The organism is Streptomyces sp. NPDC002176, from assembly GCF_044903645.1.
Classification (GTDB): Bacteria; Actinomycetota; Actinomycetes; order Streptomycetales; family Streptomycetaceae; genus Streptomyces.
In genome coordinates this window covers 434,089-458,903 of the sequence record NZ_JBJDQW010000003.1, presented here as the reverse complement: position 1 = coordinate 458,903, position 24,815 = coordinate 434,089, and the positions used below count along the sequence as shown (strand labels likewise).

At 70.9% G+C, this 24,815-nt stretch carries 17 protein-coding genes; 7 read left to right on the top strand and 10 right to left on the bottom strand.

Translation table 11 applies throughout. From position 1 onward, the window contains the following. Positions 1 to 24: 24 nt before the first annotated feature. A complete protein-coding gene (locus ACI2LY_RS15860) occupies positions 25 to 1,059 on the bottom strand; it encodes a LacI family DNA-binding transcriptional regulator (RefSeq protein ID WP_404707634.1) in 1,035 nt (344 codons plus the stop codon). 469 nt (positions 1,060 to 1,528) lie between these two features. Between ACI2LY_RS15860 and ACI2LY_RS15855 the strand changes: the two genes are divergently transcribed. The 6 genes from ACI2LY_RS15855 to pulA all read left to right on the top strand — a co-directional run bounded on the left by ACI2LY_RS15855 (position 1,529) and on the right by pulA (position 13,705). After that, on the top strand, positions 1,529 to 2,803 hold the full coding sequence (locus ACI2LY_RS15855; protein WP_404707633.1) for an extracellular solute-binding protein: 1,275 nt from the start codon (positions 1,529 to 1,531) through the stop codon (positions 2,801 to 2,803). A gap of 105 nt (positions 2,804 to 2,908) precedes the next feature. Next, positions 2,909 to 3,913, top strand: coding sequence for a carbohydrate ABC transporter permease (locus tag ACI2LY_RS15850; RefSeq protein ID WP_404707632.1), 1,005 nt, complete (start codon positions 2,909 to 2,911; stop codon positions 3,911 to 3,913). Positions 3,914 to 3,932: 19 nt separating this feature from the next. Then, positions 3,933 to 4,853, top strand: a complete 921-nt coding sequence (locus tag ACI2LY_RS15845; protein ID WP_404707631.1) for a sugar ABC transporter permease — start codon at positions 3,933 to 3,935, stop codon at positions 4,851 to 4,853. 58 nt (positions 4,854 to 4,911) lie between these two features. Continuing rightward, a complete protein-coding gene (locus ACI2LY_RS15840; RefSeq protein WP_404707630.1) occupies positions 4,912 to 6,594 on the top strand; it encodes an alpha-amylase family glycosyl hydrolase in 1,683 nt (560 codons plus the stop codon). Between the two features lie 158 nt (positions 6,595 to 6,752). After that, on the top strand, positions 6,753 to 8,129 hold the full coding sequence (locus ACI2LY_RS15835) for an alpha-amylase family protein (protein ID WP_404707629.1): 1,377 nt from the start codon (positions 6,753 to 6,755) through the stop codon (positions 8,127 to 8,129). Between the two features lie 179 nt (positions 8,130 to 8,308). Beyond that, on the top strand, positions 8,309 to 13,705 hold the full coding sequence (pulA, locus tag ACI2LY_RS15830; RefSeq protein ID WP_404707628.1) for a pullulanase-type alpha-1,6-glucosidase: 5,397 nt from the start codon (positions 8,309 to 8,311) through the stop codon (positions 13,703 to 13,705). Between the two features lie 4 nt (positions 13,706 to 13,709). Here the strand turns inward: pulA and ACI2LY_RS15825 are convergent, their stop codons facing one another. The 5 genes from ACI2LY_RS15825 to ACI2LY_RS15805 form a co-directional block, all read right to left on the bottom strand. After that, positions 13,710 to 14,399 carry a TetR/AcrR family transcriptional regulator gene (locus ACI2LY_RS15825; RefSeq protein ID WP_404707627.1) on the bottom strand — a complete coding sequence of 230 codons (690 nt, stop codon included), beginning with the start codon at positions 14,397 to 14,399 and terminating at the stop codon, positions 13,710 to 13,712. A gap of 68 nt (positions 14,400 to 14,467) precedes the next feature. After that, entirely contained in the window at positions 14,468 to 15,532 is a 1,065-nt protein-coding gene (locus ACI2LY_RS15820) for a PDR/VanB family oxidoreductase (protein ID WP_404707626.1), read from the bottom strand. Beyond that, positions 15,525 to 16,427, bottom strand: coding sequence for a metal-dependent hydrolase (locus ACI2LY_RS15815; protein WP_393911102.1), 903 nt, complete (start codon positions 16,425 to 16,427; stop codon positions 15,525 to 15,527). The genes ACI2LY_RS15820 and ACI2LY_RS15815 overlap by 8 nt, the downstream gene beginning before the upstream one ends. A gap of 79 nt (positions 16,428 to 16,506) precedes the next feature. Then, on the bottom strand, positions 16,507 to 18,429 hold the full coding sequence (locus ACI2LY_RS15810) for a hypothetical protein (protein WP_404707625.1): 1,923 nt from the start codon (positions 18,427 to 18,429) through the stop codon (positions 16,507 to 16,509). 70 nt (positions 18,430 to 18,499) lie between these two features. Beyond that, positions 18,500 to 19,006 (bottom strand): tetratricopeptide repeat protein, encoded by a 507-nt coding sequence (locus ACI2LY_RS15805; protein ID WP_388992750.1) that lies wholly within the window; start codon positions 19,004 to 19,006, stop codon positions 18,500 to 18,502. 133 nt (positions 19,007 to 19,139) lie between these two features. On the opposite strand from ACI2LY_RS15805, the gene ACI2LY_RS15800 reads away from it, so the two are divergent. Beyond that, a complete protein-coding gene (locus tag ACI2LY_RS15800) occupies positions 19,140 to 19,556 on the top strand; it encodes a hypothetical protein (RefSeq protein WP_404707624.1) in 417 nt (138 codons plus the stop codon). A gap of 107 nt (positions 19,557 to 19,663) precedes the next feature. On the opposite strand, the gene ACI2LY_RS15795 is transcribed toward ACI2LY_RS15800, so the two are convergent. The 4 genes from ACI2LY_RS15795 to glnII form a co-directional block, all read right to left on the bottom strand. Then, positions 19,664 to 21,250: a DUF1996 domain-containing protein gene (locus ACI2LY_RS15795; protein WP_404707623.1), complete on the bottom strand. Its 1,587-nt coding sequence runs from the start codon at positions 21,248 to 21,250 to the stop codon at positions 19,664 to 19,666. A 137-nt stretch (positions 21,251 to 21,387) separates the two neighbouring features. Further along, positions 21,388 to 22,416: an NAD-dependent epimerase/dehydratase family protein gene (locus ACI2LY_RS15790; RefSeq protein WP_404707622.1), complete on the bottom strand. Its 1,029-nt coding sequence runs from the start codon at positions 22,414 to 22,416 to the stop codon at positions 21,388 to 21,390. A gap of 61 nt (positions 22,417 to 22,477) precedes the next feature. Then, a complete protein-coding gene (locus ACI2LY_RS15785; RefSeq protein WP_404707621.1) occupies positions 22,478 to 23,080 on the bottom strand; it encodes a winged helix-turn-helix domain-containing protein in 603 nt (200 codons plus the stop codon). A gap of 435 nt (positions 23,081 to 23,515) precedes the next feature. Beyond that, complete coding sequence (gene glnII / locus ACI2LY_RS15780; protein WP_388992734.1) at positions 23,516 to 24,547, bottom strand: glutamine synthetase; 1,032 nt, start codon at positions 24,545 to 24,547, stop codon at positions 23,516 to 23,518. Between the last annotated feature and the right edge of the window lie 268 nt (positions 24,548 to 24,815).

Genomic DNA, 24,815 nt, shown 5'->3' with positions numbered 1-24,815 from the left:
GAAAACGCCTGGCGGGGCGGGGGCTCAGCCCCGCGAACGCTCGCCCGGCGCCGAGGCGGTGGACCCGCGCACCACCAGCTCCGGCATGAACACGAACTCGCTGTGCGGGGCGGGCGTGCCGCCGATCTCCTCCAGCAGGGTGCGCACCGCGGCCTGGCCCATCGCCGGGACCGGCTTGCGGACGGTGGTCAGCGGCGGGTCGGTGAACGCGATCAGCGGGGAGTCGTCGAAGCCGACCACCGACACATCGCGGGGCACGTCGAGACCGAGCTGGCGGGCGGCCCGTATCGCGCCGAGCGCCATCATGTCGCTGGCGCACACGATGGCCGTGCACTCACGCCCGATGAGCGCGGTGGCCGCCGCCTGGCCGCCCTCGAGGGTGTACAGCGAGTGCTGCACCAGCTCCTCGGCGACCATGTCCGCGCCCAGCCCCAGCTGGTCCTGCATCGCGCGGACGAAGCCCTCGATCTTGCGCTGCACCGGCACGAACCGCTTCGGCCCGAGCGCCAGCCCGATCCGGGTGTGGCCCAAAGACACCAGATGCGTGACGGCCAGGGAGGTCGCCGCCCGGTCGTCGGGGGAGATGAAAGGTGCCTGCACCTTCGGCGAGAACCCGTCCACCAGCACGAACGGCACGCCCTGCGCGCGCAGTCGCTCGTAGCGCTGCATGTCGGCGGTGGTGTCGGCGTGCAGCCCGGAGACGTAGATGATCCCGGCGACCCCCCGGTCCACCAGCATCTCGGTCAGCTCGTCCTCGGTGGAGCCGCCCGGGGTCTGGGTGGCCAGCACCGGGGTGTAGCCCTGCCCGGTCAGCGCCTGGCCGATGACCTGCGCCAGCGCCGGGAAGATCGGGTTCTCCAGCTCGGGGATGATCAGCCCGACCAGGCCCTCGCTGCGCTGGCGGAGCCGCACCGGACGCTCGTAGCCGAGCACGTCCAGCGCGGCCAGGACGGACTGGCGGGTGGTGGCGGCGACGCCCGGCTTCCCGTTGAGGACCCGGCTGACGGTCGCTTCGCTCACCCCCGCCTGCGCGGCGATATCCGCAAGCCGTGTGGTCACGCCACCGGACTGTACCGGCCGTACCGCGCCCGGCGCACCGGCGGGACGCCGTGCGCGGGCGGCCGAACGGCCCGCCGTGGATTGCCGCGTCATCGCGCTCCCTGCCCCTCGTGGCCCCTCATGGGTATGTCGTCGCTCGTGCCCGCCGGGAGGTCCGCCCGGCGCACGGCCGCAAGGGGATGATCCCGGCGGCGGCCCCCCGCGGCAAGAGCTTGCAGAGTCTTGCACAAGTGTCCGTCAACCCGCCTACCGGCGGTAGACCGGTATTTCGACAAGGTCTGGCGCAGGTCACGACACGGTAACCCGGCCGTCTTCTTGCACTTTTTTTCTGCAAGGTCTTTCGCGGCGCTTACAACGCTGTTACGTTCCGAGTCGCCCGGCCGCGGCAATGGCGCAGTCGGCACGACGCGGGCGGCGGCAGACGGGGCCGCCCCCGCAATCTCGGGCTTTTCACCCTCAAGGAGAACTCATGCGGCGTGGCATAGCGGCCTCCGCGCTCGTGGCGTCCCTCGCCCTCACGGCGACGGCGTGCGGCGGGAGCGACGACGGCGACAGCAAGGCGGGCGGCCCGGTGACCCTCACCTGGTGGGACACCTCCAACGCCACGAACGAGGCGCCGACGTACAAGGCCCTGGTCGAGCAGTTCCAGGCCGCCAACAAGAACATCAAGGTCAAGTACGTCAACGTGCCCTTCGACCAGGCGCAGAACAAGTTCGACACCGCCGCCGGTTCCAAGGGCGCCCCGGACATCCTGCGCTCCGAGGTCGGCTGGACCCCGGCCTTCGCCAAGAAGGGCTTCTTCCTGCCGCTGGACGGCACCGACGCCCTGGCCGAGCAGGACAAGTTCGAGCCCAACCTGATCAAGCAGGCCCAGTACGAGGGCAAGACCTACGGCGTGCCGCTGGTCACCGACACCCTCGCGTTCGTCTACAACAAGGCCCTGTTCAAGCAGGCCGGTGTCACCGAGGCTCCCAAGACCTGGGACGAGCTGAAGGCCGCCGCCGCCAAGGTCAAGGACAAGGCGAAGGTCGACGGTTACTGGGGCTCCACCCAGGCGTACTACGCCCAGTGCTTCCTCTACGGCGAGGGCACCGACACCGTCGACGTCACTGGCAAGAAGATCACCGTCGACTCCGCCCCGGCGAAGAAGGCGTACGGAACCTGGCAGAGCACGTTCTCCGGCAAGGGCCTGCACAAGGCCGACACCACCGCGGACGCCTACGCCCACATCCAGGACGCGTTCGTCAACGGCAAGGTCGCCTCGATCATCCAGGGACCCTGGGAGATCACGAACTTCTACAAGGGCTCGGCCTTCAAGGACAAGTCCAACCTCGGCATCGCCACCGTCCCGGCGGGCTCGGCGGGCAAGGCGGGCGCCCCGACCGGCGGCCACAACCTGTCGGTGTACGCGGGCTCGGACAAGGCCCACCAGGACGCGGCCCTGAAGTTCGTGAAGTTCATGACCTCGGCCAAGTCCCAGGAGACCATCGCGCTGAAGAACTCCACGCTGCCGACCCGCGGCGACGCCTACACCTCCCAGGTGAAGGCCGACCCCGGCATCGCCGGTTACCAGGGCGTGCTGTCCGCCGCCCAGCCCCGCCCCGCGCTGCCGGAGTACAGCTCCCTGTGGGGCCCGCTGGACACCGAGCTGCCCAAGGTGGCCGGGGGCAAGGAGCCGCTGGACAAGGGCCTGAGCAACGCCGAGCTGGCCATCGCCAAGCTGGTGCCCGACTTCAGCAAGTGAGCCCGCGTGGCCGCCGGGTTCCCCCCGCCGTGGGGGATGGGGGGAACCCGGCGGCCACCGGCCTTCGACCAGCCCGCCCCCTGAACTCGTAGAAGGTGTCGCACCATGACAGTCGCCATCGACCGCGCGACCGGCGAGCGCCGCGGTGAGCGGCCGCCCCGGACCGGTCTCGGGCAGCGCCTGCGGAACGGCTACCAGCGGTACTGGTACGCCTACGCGATGATCGCGCCCGTGGTCGTCGTGCTCGGTGTCCTCGTGGGCTACCCGCTGGTGCGGGGCGTCTACCTGACCCTCACCGACGCCAACAGCCTCAACTCGGCGCGCACCATCGGCGTCAACCACATCGACGCCACCTACAAGTTCATCGGGCTGGACAACTACCAGGACATCCTCTTCGGCCCCACGGCCTACGACCGCTTCTGGTCGCACTTCCTGTGGACGGTGTTCTGGACAGCCGCCTGCGTCACCCTGCACTACGTCATCGGCCTGGGCCTGGCGATGATGCTGGACCAGAAGCTGCGCGGCCGCACCGTCTACCGGCTGCTGCTCGTGCTCCCCTGGGCCGTGCCCACCTTCGTCACCGTCTTCTCCTGGCGGATCATGCTGGCCGACTCCGGCGTGCTCAACCAGGTCCTCGGCGCCCTCCACCTGCCCCAGCCGCAGTGGCTGGAGGACACCTTCTGGCAGCGGTTCGCCGCGATCATGGTCAACACCTGGTGCGGTGTGCCGTTCATGATGCTCTCGCTGCTCGGCGGCCTGCAGTCCATCGACTCCACGCTGTACGAGGCGGCCGAGATGGACGGCGCGAGCGCCTGGCAGCGCTTCAGGCACGTCACCCTGCCCGGTCTGCGCTCGGTCAGCTCCACCGTGGTCCTGCTCGGCGTGATCTGGACCTTCAACCAGTTCGCCATCATCTTCCTGCTGTTCGGCCCCACCGGCGCCCCGGACGCGCAGATCCTCGTCACCTGGGCCTACTTCCTCGGCTTCGGCCAGCAGCCGCGTGACTTCGCCCAGTCCGCCGCGTACGGCGTACTGCTGCTGTCGATCCTGACCGTGTTCACCTCCTTCTACTTCCGCTGGCTGAAGCGCAATGACCAGCTCGCCGTCTGACGCCGCAGGAGCCGCCGCCATGAGCACCACGACACCCCCCGAGACCGCGCCGGGACGCGGCCTCACCGCCGCCGCACCGGCCACCGCCCGGCCCCGCGTGACCCGCCGGCGCGGCGAGCGCGGCCCGCTCGGCACCGCCCTGCTGCACGGCGGCCTGGCCCTGGCGAGCCTGATCGCGCTGGTCCCGGTGGCCTGGCTGTTCTTCCTGTCCCTCGGCCCGGAGAAGGACGACTACCTGCACCCGGGCCGCATCTTCGGCCGGATGGGCTTCGCCAATTACGCCTTCGTGCTCCAGCACACCGGCTTCTTCGACTGGTTCAAGTCGACGATGATCGTGGCGCTCGGCACCACCTTCATCGGCGTCTTCGTCGCCGCCACCACCGGCTACGCCGTCTCCCGGATGCGCTTCCCCGGCTACAAGCCGCTGATGTGGGTCCTGCTGCTCACCCAGGCGTTCCCGATCGCCATCCTGATCGTGCCGATGTACGAGATCTTCGGCGAGCTGGGCCTGATCGACACCTACTGGGCGCTGATCCTCATCAACTGCTCCACCGCCGTGCCCTACAGCGCGTGGCTGCTCAAGGGGTACTTCGACACCATCCCCTTCGAGATCGACGAGGCGGGCCGGGTGGACGGACTCACCCCGTTCGGCACCTTCTTCCGGCTGATCCTGCCGCTGGCCCGCCCGGGCCTGGCCGTCGCCGCGTTCTACAACTTCATCACGGCGGTCGGCGAGGTCGCCTTCGCCACGACCTTCATGCTGGACGACTCCAAGTACACCTTCGCGGTCGGCCTGCAGACCTTCGTCAGCGAGCACGACGCGCAGTGGAACTACATGGCCGCCACCGCGGTGCTGATCGCGATACCCGTGTCCGTGTTCTTCTACCTCGTGCAGAAGAACCTCGTCACCGGCCTCACCGCGGGCGGCACCAAGGGCTGACGCCCCGCCGCACCCCCGCCTCACCACGAACCGCCCCTCGTCACGCACCAAGGACGCCATGAGCCAGCAGCATCTCGCAGCCCCGGCCGACGACACCGCCGTCGCCCCCGCCGCCCAGCACCGCGACTGGTGGCGCGGCGCGGTGATCTACCAGGTCTATCCGCGCAGCTTCGCCGACTCCAACGGCGACGGCATGGGCGACCTGGCGGGCGTGCGGGCCAGACTGCCCTACCTGCGCGACCTCGGCGTGGACGCCGTCTGGCTCAGCCCGTTCTACGCCTCCCCGCAGGCCGACGCCGGGTACGACGTGGCCGACTACCGCGCCGTCGACCCGATGTTCGGCAACCTGCTGGACGCCGACGCGCTGATCCGCGACGCCCACGGGCTGGACCTGCGGATCATCGTGGACCTGGTGCCCAACCACTCCTCCGACCAGCACGAGTGGTTCAAGCGGGCGCTCGCGGAGGGCCCCGGCTCGCCGCTGCGCGAGCGGTACCACTTCCGCCCCGGCAAGGGCATGGACGGCGAACTCCCGCCCAACGACTGGGAGTCCATCTTCGGCGGCCCGGCCTGGACACGGGTCACCGAGCCCGACGGCAGCCCGGGGGAGTGGTACCTGCACCTCTTCGCCCCCGAGCAGCCCGACTTCAACTGGAACCACCCGGCGGTCGGCGACGAGTTCCGGTCCATCCTGCGCTTCTGGCTGGACATGGGCGTCGACGGCTTCCGCATCGACGTGGCGCACGGCCTGATCAAGGCCGACGGCCTGCCCGACCTCGGCGCCCACGACCAGCTGAAGCTGCTGGGCAACGACGTGATGCCGTTCTTCGACCAGGAGGGCGTGCACGAGGTCTACCGGCAGTGGCGGACCGTCCTGGACGAGTACGCGGGGGAGAGGATCTTCGTCGCGGAGGCGTGGACGCCGACCATCGAGCGGACCGCCAACTACGTCCGCCCCGACGAGCTGCACCAGGCGTTCAACTTCCAGTACCTCGGCACCGACTGGGACGCGGAGCAGCTGCGCGAGGTCATCGACCGCACGCTCGCCGCGATGCGCCCGGTCGACGCCCCCGCTACCTGGGTGCTCTCCAACCACGACGTCACCCGGCACGCCACCCGCTTCGCCAACCCGCCCGGCCTCGGCACCCAGATCCGTACCGCCGGGGACCGCGCCCTCGGCCTGCGCCGGGCCCGCGCGGCCACCCTGCTGATGCTGGCGCTGCCCGGCTCGGCCTACCTCTACCAGGGCGAGGAACTGGGCCTGCCCGACGTGGTCGACCTGCCCGACGAGGTGCGCCAGGACCCCGCCTACTTCCGGGGCGCGGGCCAGGACGGCTTCCGCGACGGCTGCCGGGTGCCGATCCCCTGGACCCGCGAGGGCTCGTCGTACGGCTTCGGCGGCGGGGGCAGCTGGCTGCCGCAGCCCACGGGCTGGGGCGAGCTGAGCGTTCAGGCGCAGACCGGCGTCCCCGGCTCGACGCTGGAGCTGTACCGGGCCGCGCTCGCCGCCCGGCGCGCACTGCCCATGCTCGGCGCGGGCTCGGGGGTCGAGTGGCTGACCGCTCCCGAGGGCGTACTCGCCTTCCGGCGCGGGGAGTTCACCTGTGTCGCCAACACCACCGGCGCGCCGGTCACCGTCCCGGCGTACGGGCGGGTGCTGCTCGCCAGCGGGGAGATCACCGAGAGCGCCGCCGGGGCGGAGATCCCTGCCGACACCACGGTCTGGTGGACCACGGGCTGACCGTCGCCCACTGAAAGTTCTTGCATCAACTTCCCACGGCCCGCTGCCTTTTCAGGTGGCGGGCCTTTAACATCTGCGTCACCGCAAGTTTGCTGAAACATTTCAGCAAGGGCATTCAGTCCTGCGGCAACAGCCTTCAACGACGAAGGAACCCCCACATGGCACGCAGAACCCTCACCGTGGCGCTCGCCCTCGCGGCAGCGGCCACGGTTGGCATGTACCCGACTACCGCACAGGCCGGGCCGCCCGGCACCAAGGACGTCACCGCCGTCCTCTTCGAGTGGAACTTCGCCTCCGTGGCCCGCGAGTGCACCACCACCCTCGGCCCGGCCGGATACGGGTATGTGCAGGTGTCCCCGCCCGCCGAGCACATACAGGGCTCCCAGTGGTGGACCTCGTACCAGCCCGTCTCGTACAAGATCGCCGGCCGCCTCGGTGACCGTACGGCCTTCAAGAGCATGGTCGACACGTGTCACTCCGCCGGGGTCAAGGTCGTCACCGACACCGTGATCAACCACATGTCCGCGGGCAGCGGTACCGGTACCGGTGGCTCGTCGTACACCAAGTACAACTACCCCGGCCTGTACTCCTCGCCGGACTTCGACGACTGCACCGCGCAGGTCAGCAACTACCAGGACCGCTACAACGTCCAGCACTGCGAACTGGTGGGCCTGGCCGACCTGGACACCGGCGAGGAGTACGTCCGCAAGGCCATCGCCGGGTACATGAACGACCTGCTCACGCTGGGTGTCGACGGCTTCCGCATCGACGCGGCCAAGCACATCGACAAGGCCGACCTCGCCAACATCAAGTCCCGGCTGACCAACCCGTCCGTGTACTGGAAGCAGGAGGTCATCTACGGCGCGGGCGAGGCCGTCCAGCCCACCGAGTACACGGGCAACGGCGACGTCCAGGAGTTCCGCTACGCCTACGACCTCAAGCGGGTGTTCAACAACGAGAACCTCGCCTACCTGAAGAACTACGGCGAGGGCTGGGGGTACATGAGCAGCTCGGTCGCCGGAGTCTTCGTCGACAACCACGACACCGAGCGCAATGGCAGCACCCTCAACTACAAGGACGGCGCCAACTACACGCTGGCCAACGTCTTCATGCTGGCCTATCCCTACGGCGCCCCGGACATCAACTCCGGCTACGAATGGTCGAACGCGGACGCCGGGCCGCCCAACGGGGGCAAGGTCAACGCCTGTTGGCAGGACGGCTGGAAGTGCCAGCACGCCTGGCCGGAGATCAAGTCCATGGTCGCCTTCCGCAACGCCACCCGCGGCCAGGCCGTCACCAACTGGTGGGACAACGGCAACGACGCCATCGCCTTCGGGCGCGGCAACAAGGGCTTCGTGGCCATCAACCACGAGTCCTCCGCGCTGTCCCGCACCTACCAGACCTCGCTGGCGGCGGGCACGTACTGCAACGTGCAGAACAACACCACGGTGTCGGTGAACTCCAGCGGCCAGTTCACCGCGAACCTCGGCGCCAACACCGCCCTCGCGCTCTACGCGGGCAAGTCGAGCTGCTGACGCTCCCCTTGAGGCGTCTCCCGACGAACCGTCCGTCGTATACGGGCGGTTCGTCCCTCGTTCATCGTTGAAATTTCTTTCTTCATGTTTCACAAGTCTTGCTGCAAGGCTTTCGACGGCGGTACGGTCACGCCGCGTCCGGCAGCGAAGCCGTGCCGCAGGCCCTAGGAGTTGTGCCCGTGAGACCGATCTGGCAGGCGCGCCGGTCGCGCCGCACCCCCTATGTCAGGAGAGCGGCGGCCGTGGTCGCGGCGGCCCTCGCCGCCACCCTGGTGACGCCCCTGTCCGCCCACGCGGCGAGCCCGCCCGCACCGCCGTCCGACGCCCGCCTCGCCGCCGCGCCCGCCCGGCACGACGACACGCGGGAGCAGTTCTACTTCGTCATGCCGGATCGTTTCGCCAACGGCGACCGCTCCAACGACCGCGGCGGGCTGACCGGTTCGCGGCTGAGCACCGGCTACGACCCCACCGACAAGGGCTTCTACCAGGGCGGCGACCTCAAGGGCCTGACCCAGCGCCTCGACTACATCAAGGGCCTGGGCACCACGGCCATCTGGCTCGCCCCGATCTTCAAGAACCGTCCCGTGCAGGGCAGCGGGGCCGACGCCTCGGCCGGTTACCACGGTTACTGGATCACCGACTTCACCCAGGTCGACCCGCACTTCGGCACCAACGCCGACCTGAAGGGTCTGATCGCCAAGGCGCACGCCAAGGGCATGAAGGTCTTCTTCGACGTCATCACCAACCACACCGCCGACGTCGTCGACTACCGGGAGAAGTCCTACGACTACCTCTCCAAGGGCGCCTTCCCGTACCTGACCAAGGACGGCCGCCCCTTCGACGACGCCGACTACGCCGACGGCCGCGAGAAGTTCCCGGCCGTGGACGTCTCGTCCTTCCCCCGCACGCCGACCCTGCGCAGCCGCGACAAGGTCCCGGCCTGGCTCAACGACCCGGCGATGTACCACAACCGGGGCGACTCCACCTTCGCGGGCGAGTCCGCCGAGTACGGCGACTTCTCCGGCCTGGACGACCTGTGGACCGAGCGTCCCGAGGTGGTCAGCGGTATGGAGAAGATCTACCAGCGCTGGGTGCGGGACTTCGCCGTCGACGGCTTCCGTATCGACACGGTCAAGCACGTGGACATGGACTTCTGGACCCAGTGGGCCACCGCGCTGGACAAATACGCGGCCGAGCGCGGGCGGAAGAACTTCTTCATGTTCGGTGAGGTCTACTCCGCCGACACCTCGGTGACCTCCCCGTACGTCACCCGGGGCCGCCTGGACGCCACCCTCGACTTCCCCTTCCAGGACGCCGCCCGCGCCTACGCCTCCCAGGGCGGCAGCGCGAAGAAGCTCGCCGGGGTCTTCGGGGACGACTACAAGTACACGACCGACAAGGCCAACGCCTACGAGCAGGTCACCTTCCTCGGCAACCACGACATGGGCCGCATCGGCTCCTTCCTCAAGCAGGACGACCCGAAGGCGTCCGACGCCGAGATCCTGCGCAAGGACCGCCTCGCCAACCAGCTGATGTTCCTCAGCCGGGGCAACCCGGTCGTCTACTACGGCGACGAGCAGGGCTTCACCGGCTCCGGCGGCGACAAGGACGCCCGCCAGACCATGTTCGCCTCCAAGGTCGCCGACTACCTGGACGACGACGAGATCGGCACCGCCCGCACCCACGCCCGCGACGCCTACGACACCAAGGCCCCGCTGTACCGGGACATTGCGACCCTCGCCAAGCTCCGCAAGGCCAACCCGGCCCTGACGGACGGCGTGCAGACCGAGCGGTACGCGGCCGACGGCGCCGGTGTCTACGCCTTCACCCGCACCGACGCGCGCACCGGCGCCGAGTACGTCGTCGCCCTCAACAACGCCACCGAGGCCAAGCGCGCCACCTTCACCACCGACTCGGCGGGGATGGTGTACCGGGGCATCTACGGCGCCTGGCGCACCGTACGCACCGACGCCGGGCGCAGCCTCACCCTGACCGTCCCGGCCGGGACCGCCGTCGTCTACCGGGCCACCCGGCGCCCCGCCGCCCCCGCCACCAAGCCCACGCTCACCCTGACCGCCCCGGCCGCCGGAGCCACCGGCACCGTGGAGGTCGGCGCCGACGTGACCGGCGGTCGGCTCAACCGGGTCGTCTTCGCCGCACAGGTCGGCAACGGGCCCTGGAAGACGCTGGGTTCGGCCGACCACGCCCCCTACAAGGTCACCCAGGCCCTCGGCAAGGGCGTCCCCGCCGGGACCGCGCTGCGCTACAAGGCCGTGGTGATCGACTCGGCGGGCCGCACCGCGAGCACCCTGGCGACCAGCACTACCGGCACCGTACCCGCCCCCGAGACCCCCGCCGCCGCCTCCCGTGACTACGCGGTGGTGCACTACAAGCGGACCGACGGAGACTACGCGAACTGGGGGCTGTACGCCTGGGGCGACCTCGCGGACGGCGAGGCCACCGAGTGGCCCGCCAGCCACCCCTTCACCGGCCGCGACGCTTACGGCGCCTTCGCCTACGTCAAGCTCAAGCCGGGCGCCTCGAACGTCGGCTTCCTCGTCATCGACAAGGACGGGAACAAGGACGTCTCCGCCGACCGGAGCATCGACGTCACGAAGACGGGTGAGGTCTGGCTCGAGCAGGGCAAGCCCGAGGTGCTGACCGAGCGCCCCGACTACCCGGCCCAGGACCAGGGCAAGGCCGTACTCCACTACCACCGGGCCGACGGCAACTACGACGGCTGGGGTCTGCACACCTGGACCGGTGCCGCGAACCCCACCGACTGGTCGAAGCCACTGACGCCGGTGAAGACTGACGCCTATGGCGCGGTCTACGAGGTGCCGCTCACCGAGGGTGCCACCAGTCTCAGCTACATCCTCCACAAGGGCGACGAGAAGGACCTGCCCACCGACCAGTCCCTCGACCTCAAGGCGAACGGTCACGAGGTGTGGCTGTTGAGCGGGCAGGAGAAGTACCTGCTCCCGCAGCCCAAGGGCAGCGCGGCCGCGCTCGACCTGACCTCCGCCAAGGCGGTCTGGATCGACCGGGACACCCTCGCCTGGAACGGCGCCGAGGGCGCTGCCTCCACCCAGCTCCTGTACTCCCGCGACGGCTCGATCGCCGTCAAGGACGGAGCGCTGACCAGCGACGACGAGCGCTGGCTGCGGCTGGAGAAGAGCACGCTCACCGACGCCCAGAAGGCGAAGTTCCCGCACCTGAAGGACTACACAGCCTGGACCGTCGACCCCCGCGACCGCGACCGGGTGCGCGAGGCCCTCACCGGCCAGCTCGTCGCCTCCCAGCGGTCCGCCAACGGCGCGGTGCTCGCCGCGACCGGCGTGCAGATCGCCGGGGTGCTGGACGACGTGTACGCGAGCGCCACGAAGAGCGGCCTCGGCCCGGTCTTCCAGGGCGGGAAGCCCACCCTCTCGGTGTGGGCGCCGACCGCCCAGAGCGTCTCGCTGGAGCTGGACGGCTCCGTCCAGACCATGCGCCGCGACGACACCACCGGCGTCTGGTCCGTCACCGGCCCCGCGTCCTGGAAGGGCAAGCCCTACCGGTACGTGGTCAAGGTGTGGGCGCCCAGCGTCGGCAAGCTCGTCACCAACTCGGTCACCGACCCCTACTCGGTCGCCCTGACCGCCGACTCGAAGCGCAGCCTCGTCGTCGACCTCGCGGACCGCGCGCTGGCCCCCGAGGGCTGGGCCGGGCTCGCCAAGCCCAAGGCGGTGCCGCTGCGGGACGCGCAGATCCAGGAGCTGCACATCCGGGACTTCTCGGTGGCCGACAAGACCGTCCCGGCGGGGGACCAGGGCACCTACCTGGCCTTCACCGACAAGGACAGCGACGGCTCGAAGCACCTGCGCGAGCTGGCCAAGGCCGGCACCTCCTACGTGCACCTGCTGCCCGCGTTCGACATCGCCACCATCCCCGAGAAGAAGGCCGACCAGGCCACCCCGGACTGCGACCTGGCCGCCTTCCCGGCCGACTCCGAGAAGCAGCAGGAGTGCGTGGCGAAGAGCGCCGCGAAGGACGCCTACAACTGGGGGTACGACCCGTTCCACTACACGGTCCCCGAGGGCTCGTACGCCACCGACCCGGACGGCACCGCGCGTACCGTGCAGTTCCGGAAGATGGTGCAGGCGCTCAACCAGGACGGGCTGCGGGTCGTCATGGACGTGGTCTACAACCACACCGCGGCCAGCGGGCAGGCGGACACCTCGGTGCTCGACCGGATCGTGCCCGGCTACTATCAGCGGCTCCTCGCGGACGGCAGCGTGGCCAACTCCACCTGCTGTGCCAACACCGCGACCGAGAACGCCATGATGGGCAAGCTCGTCGTGGACTCCCTCGTCACCTGGGCCAAGGAGTACAAGGTCGACGGCTTCCGCTTCGACCTCATGGGCCACCACCCCAAGGCCAACATCCTGGCCGTCCGCAAGGCGCTGGACGCGCTGACCGTGGCCAAGGACGGCGTCGACGGGAAGAAGATCATCCTGTACGGCGAGGGCTGGAACTTCGGCGAAGTCGCGAACGACGCCCGCTTCGTCCAGGCCACGCAGCAGAACATGGCCGGGACCGGCATCGCCACCTTCTCCGACCGGGCCCGTGACGCCATGCGCGGCGGCGGCCCCTTCGACGAGGACCCCGGCGTCCAGGGCTTCGCCTCCGGCCTCTTCACCGACCCCAACTCCTCGGCCGCCAACGGCACTCCGGCCGAGCAGAAGGCCCGGCTGCTGCACTACCAGGACCTGATCAAGGTCGGCCTCACCGGCAACCTCGCCGGATACCGCTTCACCGACACCGACGGCAAGGACGTCACCGGCGCCGGGGTCGACTACAACGGCTCACCCGCCGGATACGCGGCCGCCCCCGGCGACGCCCTCGCCTACGCGGACGCCCACGACAACGAGTCGCTCTTCGACGCCCTCACCTTCAAGCTGCCGGCCAGGACGAGCGCGTCCGACCGGTCCAGGATGCAGGTGCTGGCGATGGCCACGGCCGCGCTCTCCCAGGGCCCGGCCCTCTCCCAGGCGGGCACCGACCTGCTGCGCTCCAAGTCGCTGGACCGCAACTCCTTCGACAGCGGCGACTGGTTCAACGCCATCCACTGGAACTGCGCCGACGGCAACGGCTTCGGACGCGGGCTGCCCCCGGCGGCCGACAACCAGTCCAAGTGGTCGTACGCCAAGCCCCTGTTGAGCACGGTCAAGGTCGGCTGCCCGCAGATCACCGGCGCCTCGGCCGCCTACCGTGACCTGCTGCGCATCCGCACCACCGAGGGCGCCTTCTCCCTCGGCACCACCGCGCAGGTGCAGGACCGGCTCTCCTTCCCGCTCTCCGGCAAGGACGAGACCCCCGGCGTGATCACCATGCGGCTGGGTGACCTGGTCGTGGTCTTCAACGCCACGCCCGAGCGGCAGGACCAGCGGGTGGCCGCCCTCGCCGGGACGGACTACCGGCTGCACCCCGTGCAGGCGTCCGGCACCGACGAGGTCGTCAAGTCCGCCTCGTACACCGCCGGTTCGGGTACCTTCACAGTCCCGGCGCGGACGGTCGCGGTGTTCACCCGCTAGCGGGTCACTGAGCCAGGGAGATGAGCCGGGTGGCGAGTTCCGCGAAGGGACCGTCACCCGGCTCGTTCTGTACGAACGTCTTGACCACGGCGGCCATTTCGGGGTCGTAGGCGGCACTGACCGCGGCCAGGGCGGCGAAGTCGTGCACCAGCTGGCGTTCCAGCTCCGCACGCGGCACCCGGCGGCCCTCCAGCCAGATCAGCGCCGTCGACTCCACCAGCGAGATCCACGACCGCACCACCAGCTCCAGCCGGGCGGGCGCCTCGGTGATCCCCAGGTGGGACAGGATCTGCTCGTAGGACGCCTGGCGCACGGAGTCGACCAGCGCGTTGGTGGCCGAGGAGCCGACCGCCGGACCGCCCCGCATCAGCGCGGAGAAACCCGGCCCGTGCTCGTCCACGAAGTCGAAGAAGCGGCCCATCACCCGCAGCAGCCGGGCGCCGAGCGGGCCCTCGTGCGGCTCCTCGAAGCGGCCCGCCAGATCCTCCGCCGCCCGGGTCAGCGCGGCCTCGTACAGGCTCATCTTGCCGGGGAAGTAGTGGTAGACCAGCGGGCGGGAGATGCCCGCCGCCGAGGCTATCTCGTCGATCGAGACCTCGTCGGGCGAGCGCCTGCTGAACAGGTCGAGCGCGACCTTGATCAGCTGCTGCCGCCGCTCCTCGACGCCCATCCTGCGGCGAACCCCGGTACCCATGGGTTCAACCTTACCGACCGGCAACGACACTTGGACGATCCGGTTCCGCCTGGCCGCGCTTCCCGCGCTCACATGTCCAGGACGAGCCGCTCACCCCGGGCGCGGGACACACAGATCAGCATCGAGTCGTCGCGCTCGCCGTCCGTCAGCAGCTCGTCCCGGTGGTCCACCTCGCCCTCCAGCACCCGCTGCTGACAGGTCCCGCAGAACCCCTGCTCGCAGGAGTACAGGGTGTCCGGCAGCTCCCGGCGCACCGCCGCCAGCACCGTCGAGTCGGCCGGGACGGTCAACGTCCGCCCGCTGCGGCGCAGTTCCACCTCGAACGCGGTGTCCGCGCCGACCGCCGTACGCGGGGCGAACCGCTCCAGGTGCAGCACGGTCCCCTCGGGCAGCGCCGCCTCCACCGCCGCCATCAGCCCCTCCGGACCGCAGCAGTACACGACCGCGCCCTCGGGCAGACCGGCCAGCGACGCGGCGAGGTCGGGGCGCCCGTCCTCGTCCTCGGCCACCACCGTGCACCCGTCCCCGACCAGCGCCGCCACCTCCTTCAGGAACGGCATCGAGGCCCGCGTACGCCCGCAGTACAGCAGCCGCACGTCCACGTCCTCCGACAGGGCCCGCAGCATCGGCAGCACCGGGGTGATGCCGATGCCCCCGGCCACGAACACGTACGCGGGCGCCTCGACCAGCGGGAAGCGGTTGCGCGGGCCGCGCACCTCCAGCTCCATCCCCTCGGTGAGCTGCTCGTGCACCTCCCGCGAGCCGCCCCGCCCGTCCTCGACCAGCCGCGCCGCGACCTCGTACGCCGAGGAGTCCGCCGGGTCCCCGCACAGCGAGTACTGGCGCACCAGCCCCGAGGGCAGTACCAGGTCCAGATGCGCGCCCGGCTCCCAGGCGGGCAGGGCGGTGCCCTCCAGACGGAGCCGCACCACGCCGTCCGCGATCGCCTCGTGCCCGGTCAGCAGCAGCCGTAGCGCCCGCGAGCGGGGGCGCCCGGAGACCGGCGGGTCCAGCGCGGGCAGCGGCCACAGCGGGGAGTCCTTGACCCGGCGGCGCAGCGCCCGCCGGGTCAGCAGCCCGGCGCCCACCAGGAGCGCGGCGGCGGCGACGGACCGGGTGGTCTGCTCAGGCATCGTGCTCCGCCTTCTCCGCGGCCAGCGCCGCCGGGGACGAGGCCAGGTAGGCCACCGCCTGCGCGGTCGAGCCCTCCTGGGACGGGTGGTACGCCCGGCTGAGATAGCGCGGGATGGACTTCAGCAGCGCGCCCGTGGCGGGCAGCGTGCCCCGGCGGCCGCTCGTGTAGAACTCCCGGAACGACGCCTTGCCGTCGACCAGCGTCGGGTCGTGCTCCATGAAGAAGCGGGCCCCGCGCTGCCACAGGAACATCAGCGCCCCGAAGGCCAGCGCCCAGGTCCGCACCCGGCGCCGGTAGTCGCCGTCCACGTGCACGAACAGGTCGAAGGCGACCGAGCGGTGCTCGACCTCCTCCGCGCCGTGCCAGCGCAGCAGGTCCAGCATGGTCGGGTCGGCGCCCCGCCGGTCCAGCTCGGCCGCGTTCAGCACCCAGTCGCCGAGGAACGCGGTGTAGTGCTCGATCGCCGCGATCAGCGCGATCCGCTCCAGCAGCCACCAGCGGCGCGCCCGGCCCGGCGGCAGGGTGCGGTCCCCGAGCAGCTTCTCGAAGAACCAGTCGACCTGCGCGGTGTACGGCGTCGGGTCGAGGCCCTGCTCCCGCAAGTGCGGCAGCACCTCGTCGTGGGCCTGGGAGTGCATCGCCTCCTGCCCGATGAACCCGATGACGTCCTCGCGGAGTTGCTCGTCCTTGATCAGCGGCAGCGCCTGCTTGTACACGTGCACGAACCACCGCTCACCGGCGGGCAGCAGCAGATGCAGCACATTGATGGTGTGCGTGGTGAAGGGGTCGCCGGGCACCCAGTGCAGCGGGGTGTCCTCCCAGGCGAACGACACCTTGCGCGCCTTCAGCGGGATGCGCTCGGCCTGCACCGGCCGGGCCTGCTTGTTAGACATGGCGTCAATGTACTGACGGGTACCGCGCCTGAGAACCCCCGTGCACGACCTTGTTCGGCAAACTGTCAGCAGCGCCCGCTCAGTGCAGCCCGCTGATCTTCCGTCCGCCCTCCAGCGTGCCCGCCAGCTCCGCCTGCGCGCCCTGCTCCGCCTTCGCCACCAGCAACTGCCCCTGCCCGGCGCCGGTCACCCCGCCCGACGACCTGATCGAGGTCACGCCCCGGCTGCCCGCCGCCAGCAGATACCAGTGGCCGCCGCTGGACTTCCACAGCACCCCGGCCAGCACGTGCGGGTCGCGCGGACCGCACGCCGTGGTGTCCGTGCCCTTGGCCACCACCGCCCCGGCCGGGCCGCCCGGCGTACGGAACTGGGCCAGCGCGGCCGTGCCGTCGCCGCGCCAGGTCTCGGCCCGCGTGCACACCCACTCCCCATTGCCGCTCGCGTCCGGCAGCGGCTGCTCGGCGAACGCCCACGCGTTCACCCCGCGCACCCCGGCCGACCGCTCCACCGCCAGCGAGCAGGCGAACGGTGCCCAGGCCCGCCGCTCCTCGGCGCCCGTCACCTCGCCGGTCGAATCCGGTCGGCCCGCGGTGAGGTGGGCGGGCACCAACTCGCCCAGATCGCTGGAGAGCTGGGTGCCCGAGCCGTCCGTCAGCTGGAGCACGGTCCACGAGGTGCAGTCGCCCGTCCGCAGCGCCGGGCTGGCCAGCGGGGCGGTGACGCCGTCGGTGAGGGTGAGCGCGGTCGCCGCCGACTCCGGCTTGGTCAGGTCGCGCCCGGCGGCCTTCTTCACCCAAGGGGCGGTCAGGTAGCGGACGTTGCCGTCGGAGCGGCCGAGCACCAGCGCGCTCGCCTCGGCGCCGGTCGCGCCGTCGACCCGGGCGAAGTCCAGGGCCGCGCCCTCGGTGCCGTCCCGCGGCTCGGCATAGCGGGCGATGCGCAGACCGTCGTAGAGGATCACCACGCGGGCCGCGTCCACGTCGCCCGCGTACAGCAGTTGGGGCGGGCCCGCGGGGCCGCCGGTGAAGGTGCCGGGGGTCGCGGAGACGCGGACCGTGGTGCCGGGGCGGGCCCAGACCGCCAGCGCGCGGCGCAGCAGGCCGTCGTCGCCGGTGAGCGGGCCGCGCGCGGGCCAGACGGAGAAGTCGGTGCGCGCCGAGGTCTGCCACGCCGTCGGGGTCACCCGTTGCACCTTGGCGGGGTCGAGTGCGGCCACCGCGGCCGGGTTCTCCGCGTACGCGGGCGCGGCGGCGCCGTCCGGGCCCCAGCCGCCGCCCGGCAGCGCGACCAGCGTGCAGGCCACCGCGAGCGCGGCGGCCGCGGCCAGCGCCGCCTTGGTGTGCTGGCGGCGGCGCATCAGATCGGTGGGCCGGGCCTGGAGCGAGCAGGCGTCGAACTCGGGGGAGGCGAGCAGCGCGTACCGCGCGGGCACCCCGTCCGCCTCGGCCAGCGCGGACTCGGTACGGGTGACCCCGGCGGCCTTCAGGATCTTGCGTACGTCGTCGTCCGCCAGCCCCTCCAGACCGCGCAGGACGTAGGCGGCGCGGGCCGGGCCGGACAGGGCCGACAGCCGCTGGTCCAGGGCGAGTTCGTCGGCGCCGCCGGAGCGCGGGAACAGCCTCAGACCCCACACCTGGGGGAGCGGGGCGGGCAGTTGGGACAGCTTGGGCAGCCCCTTGCGCGGCTGGGACGCCTCCAGCGCGCCGCGCAGCACCCGCAGCCGGACGAGGGAGTAGCCGGGGTCGCCGTCCCGGCCGGTCGACTGGGCCGGGATCAGCGCGCGCTGCTTGCGGCCGCGCGGCAGGGCGCGCTGGGCGAGGGCGTGTGCGGTCAGGACCCGGCGCCCCCGGCCGAGGGTGGGCGGGAGCACCAGATAGGCGAGCCGGACCAGCCGCGGATAGTGCTCGACGAGCGCGGCCTCGGCCTGGCCGACGTCGACGGCCGGGTCCTGGGTCCGGGAAGAGGCGGGTGCGTGACGCTGGGCTACATCCTGTGACTGCACATTGGGGAGAACGAGCGAGCCGGACTTAGGTCACCGCCGCACGGGTGAGCCGCGGCGGTGACCCATCGGCTCACGCCGGATCGGTCAGCGCACGGGCGTAGTTGGCCATCGACCGCTGGTAGCGCGGGAGATGGGGAGCGAGCGCGCCGAGCACCAGGGCGAGACCCTCACGGTCCCGGCCCACGCTGGACAGGCACAGCGCCAGGCAGGCCCGTACCGCGTCGTCCAACTCGTTGGAGGGAGCGTCGAGTTCGGGGGTGAGCAGTTCGACGCCCTCCGCCGCGTGCCCGGTGTTGCGCAGCGAGCTGGCCAGCTGGATCTTCGTCCGGCGGGCCTTGTACGGGCTGGCCTCCGCGAGGCCGCCTGCCAGCGCCGCCCGGTACAGCACGGCCGCGTCGGCCGAGTGGCCGGTGGAGTCCAGGGCGCAGGCCCGCTCGAACAGGCCGAGCGGGCTGTCCTCGGGCAACTCGGCGGCCAGCTTGTCGATCGTGGCGCGGAACCCGGCCGCGTCGTCCTCGGGCCATGTGTCGAAGGCGGCCCAGGCGGCTGCCACGCGCTCTTCCCAGTCTCGGTCCATCGGGCCACCCAAGCAGGCATCCGGGTTGCGGATCAAGGGATTTGAGCGCGGGAGGCTTCGGAGCCGTATCCGTGGGGAGGGCCCCGGCGGGCCCCAGTGCGGGATGCTTGGCCCACCAGGACCGGAGGAACAGATGAGGATGACCAGCGCGGTGCTCGTGGGCGCCGTGGTGCTGACGCTGGCGGGCTGCGGCGCGGGCCAGGACGACGGGAAGGGCGCCGAGAAGGTGCCGGTCACCGCGACCGGCAGCCTGGAGAGCCTGGCCGCCGAGGTGAAGTGCCGTCCGGACATGCAGACCGACGCCGACGAGATCCGCCAGGCGCTGTGCAAGAACGCCGACGGAAAGTTCGTCCTGGCCACGTTCGCCACCGACCGGGGCCAGCGCGAGTGGATCAACGACGCGAAGGACTACGGCGGTCACTACCTCGTGGGCCGCAAGTGGGTCGCCGTGGGCGACGACGGCGTGGTCAACGCGCTGCGCGGCACGCTCGGCGGCGATGTGGAGGTGGGCACGGACCACAGCGGCCACGGCGGGCAGCACACCGGCTGACGCCGACGGCGCTCACGGCGAAGGCCGGTGCCGGGAAGCTTCCCGGCACCGGCCTTCTGTCGTGATCCCCCGAGGAGGGGGGTCTTCAGAGGATCACGAGCATGCGATCACGAGCAGTTCTGGCCGCGGTTCACGCAGTTGGCGATCTTGTTGGCGAGATTGTTCTTCGTGATGGCGATGAAGTCGTCGTGGTCGGTGGAGGGCTTGTGCAGCTGCTCCGGGAAACCGTCCACGGCGTAGGCGTTCTTCACCTGGCCGTTCTCGATGGTCGGCGGGGCGATGTCGTACACCAGCCGCATGGTCAGCTGCGGAATGGCCTTGAAGCCGTTCTGGCAGTTCCCGTTGGCGTCGGCGAACGCCACGTGGGTGCGGTGGTTGGCGCTGTCGGCGTTCTGGCCGTCCCAGCAGCTCTGGAAGGCGAAGGACCGCACGACCTTGCTGCCCTGCGGGCAGATCGGGTACTGCTCGGTCAGCTGGACCTTGTTCTCGAACCCGGTGCAGCTCCAGTGCGCGTTGGCGTTGGCCAGACCGTTGGTGGTGGTCTTGGCGTCACCGGTGATGATCCGCAGGAACTGCGGCATCGCCACGACCTTGCCGGTGGGGCTGCCGACGTACTTGATCTGCGCCTGGACCGGCGTCAGGATCTTGCCGACGTTGCCCTCCTTGCCGCCGCCGTCGTTGTTCTGGTCGAAGTCCTGCGAACCGTCCTGGACGCGGACGACCGGCCAGTAGTACGACGACAGGTCGCTCTTGTTCTGGCAGCTCGAACCGCCCTGCAGGAACGTGTCGTTGCTGGCGAAGGCGTCGATCTTCTGGTTGCCGACGTAGTCGTGCAGGTGGTGTGCGCCGTTCTTCACACCGGGAGCCACGATCACGTTGTCGGTGTTGTGGTTCTTGTTGGTGTTCACGCCGCAGCGCGTGGTGAAGGTGCCCTTCGAGGCGTTGCGGGCGTTGCGCGGCTTGGCCTTCACGTTCGCCTGGGCCTTGGTGATGTCCACGAAGTCGGCCGCGACGGGACCGTTGCCGGCCTGGCCGCCGATGGCGCCGCCCTGCTGGCCGCCACCCTGCTGCTGACCGCCGTTGTTCTGGCCGCCCTGCTGCTGGCCGCCACCCTGCTGCTGGCCACCGTTGTTCTGGCCGCCCTGCTGCTGGCCACCGCCCTGCTGCTGACCGCCGCCGTTCTGGCCGCCCTGCTGGCCACCGGCGTTGGTCTGGTCGGCGGGGGTGCCGGTGCAGTTGGCCAGCGTGTCCAGGTCGCCCGGGGCGGTGCCGCCCACCCGGGTGATCTCCAGCTTGATCCGGTCCAGGATGTTCTGGCGGCGGTCCTTGAGCGGCTGGAGGATGCTGTTCTGGACGAAGTTCGCGTCCCGGGTCTGCGCGTCCCGCGTGGTCGCCAGGCGCTGGTACGCCTCGGTGATCTGGCGGTCCAGGTTGGACAGTTCACCGGCCACGTCGGTACGGGCCTTGTCCGGCACGTTGGTCAGCTTCTGGCCGACGTCCGGGCAGGAGATCGTGGCGACCTGCGCGGCCGCGGCCTTGGTGCGGTTGCCTCCCCACGCGTCGTTGTTCGACTCGTGAGCCGAGGCGTAGAAGTTCGCCCAGATCAGCCCGCCCCCGCCGAGCGCTAGGGCCGCCGATGCGGCGGTGACCTTGATGGCCAGCGGCGAGCGGCGTTTACGTGTGTTGCGTCCCATGGAACTCCTCTGACTTCCTTGCGGGGCAGCTTCGAGGCGCCCGACAGGAGTGAAGCGGCGCCCATCCATACGCACGCCGCCCCAGAGGTGTTCACTGGTCTCACAAATATTTCCCAGGTCTACCCGCGCTCGGCGGGTTAAATGCCTTCTGAGCTGGGGGAGTTGGGATTCGCCTTGAGTGCCGCCGCTTCCTTGTCCGCGGGCACGCCCGGCGCCTTGCGGCCCGGCCGCTCGGGCACCTGGCCGCCGATCGAGGTCAGCCAGCGCCAGGTGTCGGCCACCGTCTCGTCCACCGGTCGGCAGTTCAGCCCGGTGGCCAGCGCCCGCGACACGTCCCCGCGGTGCACACAGGACAGCTCGCCGTCCGGCGGCGCCCAGATCGGCAGCTCGGTCCACGGCTCGATCCCGGCCGCGAGGATCGTCTCCGGGTCGGTCCAGCGCAGCTCGGCCGCCGAGCCGGTGACCTCCCGGCACCGCTCCAGCAGCTCGCCCATGGTGGTGTGACCCGGCGCGCTCGCCAGGTCGTACGGCCCGCTCACCCCCTTGTCCAGCGCGCCCAGCAGCCAGTCGGCCAGGTCACGGGCGTCGACGTACTGGATCGGCATGTCGTGCGGCCCCGGTGCCAGCACCTCGCCGCCGCGCGCGATCCGGTTCAGCCAGTAGGGGAGGCGGCCCACGTTCTCGTACGGGCCGAGGATCAGTCCGGCCCGGACCAGCAGGGCGCGGTCGGCGCCGAAGGTCTCCAGGACGGCCAGCTCGCCGCCCCGCTTGTCGGCCGCGTAGTCGGTGGCGTCCGCGTCGGCCGCGCCCTCCACCAGGGGGCCGTCCTCGGCGAGGCCGCCCAGGGTGGGCCACGGCCAGGTGTACACGGAGCGGGTGGATATGTACGCGTACCGCTCGACGCGGTCCTTCAGCAGGCGGGCCGTCTCCAGCACGGTCTTCGGCGCGCCCGTCCAGGTGTCCACGACGGCGTCCCAGTGGGTGTCGTCGGCGGTGAGCGCGGCCAGGCCCTCGGGTGAGGTGCGGTCTCCGTGCAACGACCGTACGTTCGGCGGGGGTTGGCGGTTGCCCCGGTTGAACGCTGTCACCTCCCAGCCCCGCTCCAGCGCGGCCTCCACCACGGCCCGGCCAACGAACTCGGTTCCGCCCAGCACAAGTAGCTTCATGCCGGGGATCTTGCCCCGGGCGGACGCGCACGGCACGCGCGTCCGCTCAGAGCTGATCCGCTCAACCCGCCGACGGGGGCGTGTACTTGTAGCCGACCCGGCGCACGGTCTGGATGGCGTGCCGGTGCTGGGCGCCCAGCTTGCGGCGCAGCCGGGCGATGTGCACGTCGACGGTGCGGCCGTCGCCGACGTGGCCGTATCCCCACACCGTGGTGACCAGCTGGTCGCGGGTGTGCACCCGGTGCGGGTGCGCCACGAGATGGGCGAGCAGCTCGAACTCCAGGTAGGTCAGGTCGAGTTCACGGCCGTCCACATGGGCGATCCGGCGTACGGCGTCGATCCGCACCGCCGGTTCGGGGGCGGGCTCGGCCGGGGCGGGGACGGCCACCGGGGCGAAGGGGGGCCGCTGGTCGGCGGGGACCAGGACCAGATAGCCGACCATCGGGGGACGGCCGGGCAGGTCGGGCAGGGTGTGCGGCGGGGCGGGCAGCCAGGTGGCGCCGGGCGGCAGGAAGTCCGCCACGGTCTGCGCGACGGCGGGGGAGGGCAGCTGCCACTCCTCGTCCCGGTCGACGGCGCGCAGCCGGTGCCGGGGGCCCGCGGCCGGGGCGGCGGGGCGGTCGGTGAGGGTGGTGGCGGTGGACTGAGGACGCTGGGTCGCCATGAGAGGTCAGCTCTTTCGCGCGAGGAGTGTCGTCGGGCGAGGCGGCGGCCGCGACTCGTGGTCGGGCGCGCGCCGGGGACGTTCGTCGTTCCGCGCTGGCCGGAGGCCGGGGAGTCCGTGAGGCCGGTGGTGTACGGCGCTCAGGGATCTACGGTGCTCAGAGGGCCCGCGCGTTCGCTGCGCGGCAACACACTCGGTCGAAGTCGTCATGCTGACGGGAAGGCCAGAACGGCTCCAGGTCGTCACGACCCGTAGCTACGCAGTTCTGGAAGCCGACCATGCGTCCATTGAAGCAGACGCGGGCGCCGGGCAGGAGGCTTCTCTCACCCCTTGGACGCCTCCTTGACGCCTTCTTGGCCGAAACCCGCTGCTGGCCGGGGGTATGCCGAAGGGGCGCCCACCGGCACGGCGGGCGCCCCTTCTCGGCATGTGGGATCAGACCTGGCCGGCCTTCTCCAGCGCGGAGCAGCAGGTGTCGACCATCAGGCAGGTCACCACGTAGGGGTCGACGTTGGCGTTGGGACGGCGGTCTTCGATGTAGCCCTTGCCGTCCTTCTCGACCTGCCACGGGATGCGGACCGAGGCACCGCGGTCGGAGACGCCGTAGCTGTACTCGTTCCACGGGGCGGTCTCGTGCAGGCCGGTGAGGCGGTCGTCGATGCCCGCGCCGTAGTTCTTGACGTGGTCCAGCGGCTTGGAGCCCTCACCGAGCGACTCGCACGCGGTGATGATCGCGTCGTAACCCTCGCGCATGGCCTTGGTGGAGAAGTTGGTGTGCGCGCCCGCGCCGTTCCAGTCGCCCTTGACCGGCTTGGGGTCCAGGGTGGCGGAGATGCCGAAGTCCTCGGCGGTGCGGTACAGCAGCCAGCGGGCCACCCACAGCTGGTCGGAGACCTCCAGCGGGGCGAGCGGGCCGACCTGGAACTCCCACTGGCCGGGCATGACCTCGGCGTTGATGCCGGAGATGCCGAGACCGGCCTTCAGGCAGTTGTCCAGGTGGGCCTCGACGACGTCACGCCCGAAGATCTCGTCGGCGCCGACACCGCAGTAGTAGCCGCCCTGGGGGGCCGGGAAGCCGTTCTCCGGGAAGCCGAGCGGGCGGGTGCCGTCGAAGAAGGTGTACTCCTGCTCGATGCCGAAGATCGGCTCCTGGGCGCCGAAGCGCTCCTCGGCCTCGGCGAGCGCGGCGCGGGTGTTGGACACGTGCGGCGTCATGTCGATGTCGAGGACCTCGCACAGCACCAGGATGTCGTCGCCGCCGCGGATCGGGTCCGGGCAGGTGAAGACCGGCCGGAGCACGCGGTCGGAGGCGTGGCCCTCGGCCTGGTTGGTGGAGGAGCCGTCGAAGCCCCAGATCGGCAGCGCGTCGAGACCGGCCGGGGCACCCGTGATGATCTTCGTCTTGGAACGGAGCTTGGCCGTCGGCTGGGTGCCGTCGATCCAGATGTACTCGGCCTTGAAGGTCACGGGGACACATCCTTCGGGGTGGTTCGGGGCGCACACGCGGTGCCGCGTCGCCGCGGCACGGACGCCGCGTCGATATGTCCGGCAGCGTGCCAACAGGCGATTTCCCGATCATTGCCCTCATGTGAACCCCGTGTTACCTGGGGGTTCTGTGGTGCGACTCACTGGTTCCCGTAGGTCCATGTGGCCTCCGCACATGACGGAGGCGGGGTCCGGAGGCGCCGCCTGTTCCTCCTGCGCGGGTGGGTGCGCAAGGCGGCGAGTCCTGGAC

Excerpts from the sequence above, each read along its gene's own strand:
- ACI2LY_RS15785 (WP_404707621.1), bottom strand. The coding sequence starts at position 23,080 with ATGGCGACCCAGCGTCCTCAGTCCACCGCCACCACCCTCACCGACCGC.
- ACI2LY_RS15835 (WP_404707629.1), top strand. The coding sequence starts at position 6,753 with ATGGCACGCAGAACCCTCACCGTGGCGCTCGCCCTCGCGGCAGCGGCC.
- ACI2LY_RS15800 (WP_404707624.1), top strand. The coding sequence starts at position 19,140 with ATGAGGATGACCAGCGCGGTGCTCGTGGGCGCCGTGGTGCTGACGCTG.
- ACI2LY_RS15855 (WP_404707633.1), top strand. The coding sequence starts at position 1,529 with ATGCGGCGTGGCATAGCGGCCTCCGCGCTCGTGGCGTCCCTCGCCCTC.
- ACI2LY_RS15790 (WP_404707622.1), bottom strand. The coding sequence starts at position 22,416 with ATGAAGCTACTTGTGCTGGGCGGAACCGAGTTCGTTGGCCGGGCCGTG.
- ACI2LY_RS15795 (WP_404707623.1), bottom strand. The coding sequence starts at position 21,250 with ATGGGACGCAACACACGTAAACGCCGCTCGCCGCTGGCCATCAAGGTC.
- ACI2LY_RS15840 (WP_404707630.1), top strand. The coding sequence starts at position 4,912 with ATGAGCCAGCAGCATCTCGCAGCCCCGGCCGACGACACCGCCGTCGCC.
- ACI2LY_RS15850 (WP_404707632.1), top strand. The coding sequence starts at position 2,909 with ATGACAGTCGCCATCGACCGCGCGACCGGCGAGCGCCGCGGTGAGCGG.
- ACI2LY_RS15815 (WP_393911102.1), bottom strand. The coding sequence starts at position 16,427 with ATGTCTAACAAGCAGGCCCGGCCGGTGCAGGCCGAGCGCATCCCGCTG.
- ACI2LY_RS15845 (WP_404707631.1), top strand. The coding sequence starts at position 3,933 with ATGAGCACCACGACACCCCCCGAGACCGCGCCGGGACGCGGCCTCACC.
- ACI2LY_RS15825 (WP_404707627.1), bottom strand. The coding sequence starts at position 14,399 with ATGGGTACCGGGGTTCGCCGCAGGATGGGCGTCGAGGAGCGGCGGCAG.
- ACI2LY_RS15820 (WP_404707626.1), bottom strand. The coding sequence starts at position 15,532 with ATGCCTGAGCAGACCACCCGGTCCGTCGCCGCCGCCGCGCTCCTGGTG.
- ACI2LY_RS15805 (WP_388992750.1), bottom strand. The coding sequence starts at position 19,006 with ATGGACCGAGACTGGGAAGAGCGCGTGGCAGCCGCCTGGGCCGCCTTC.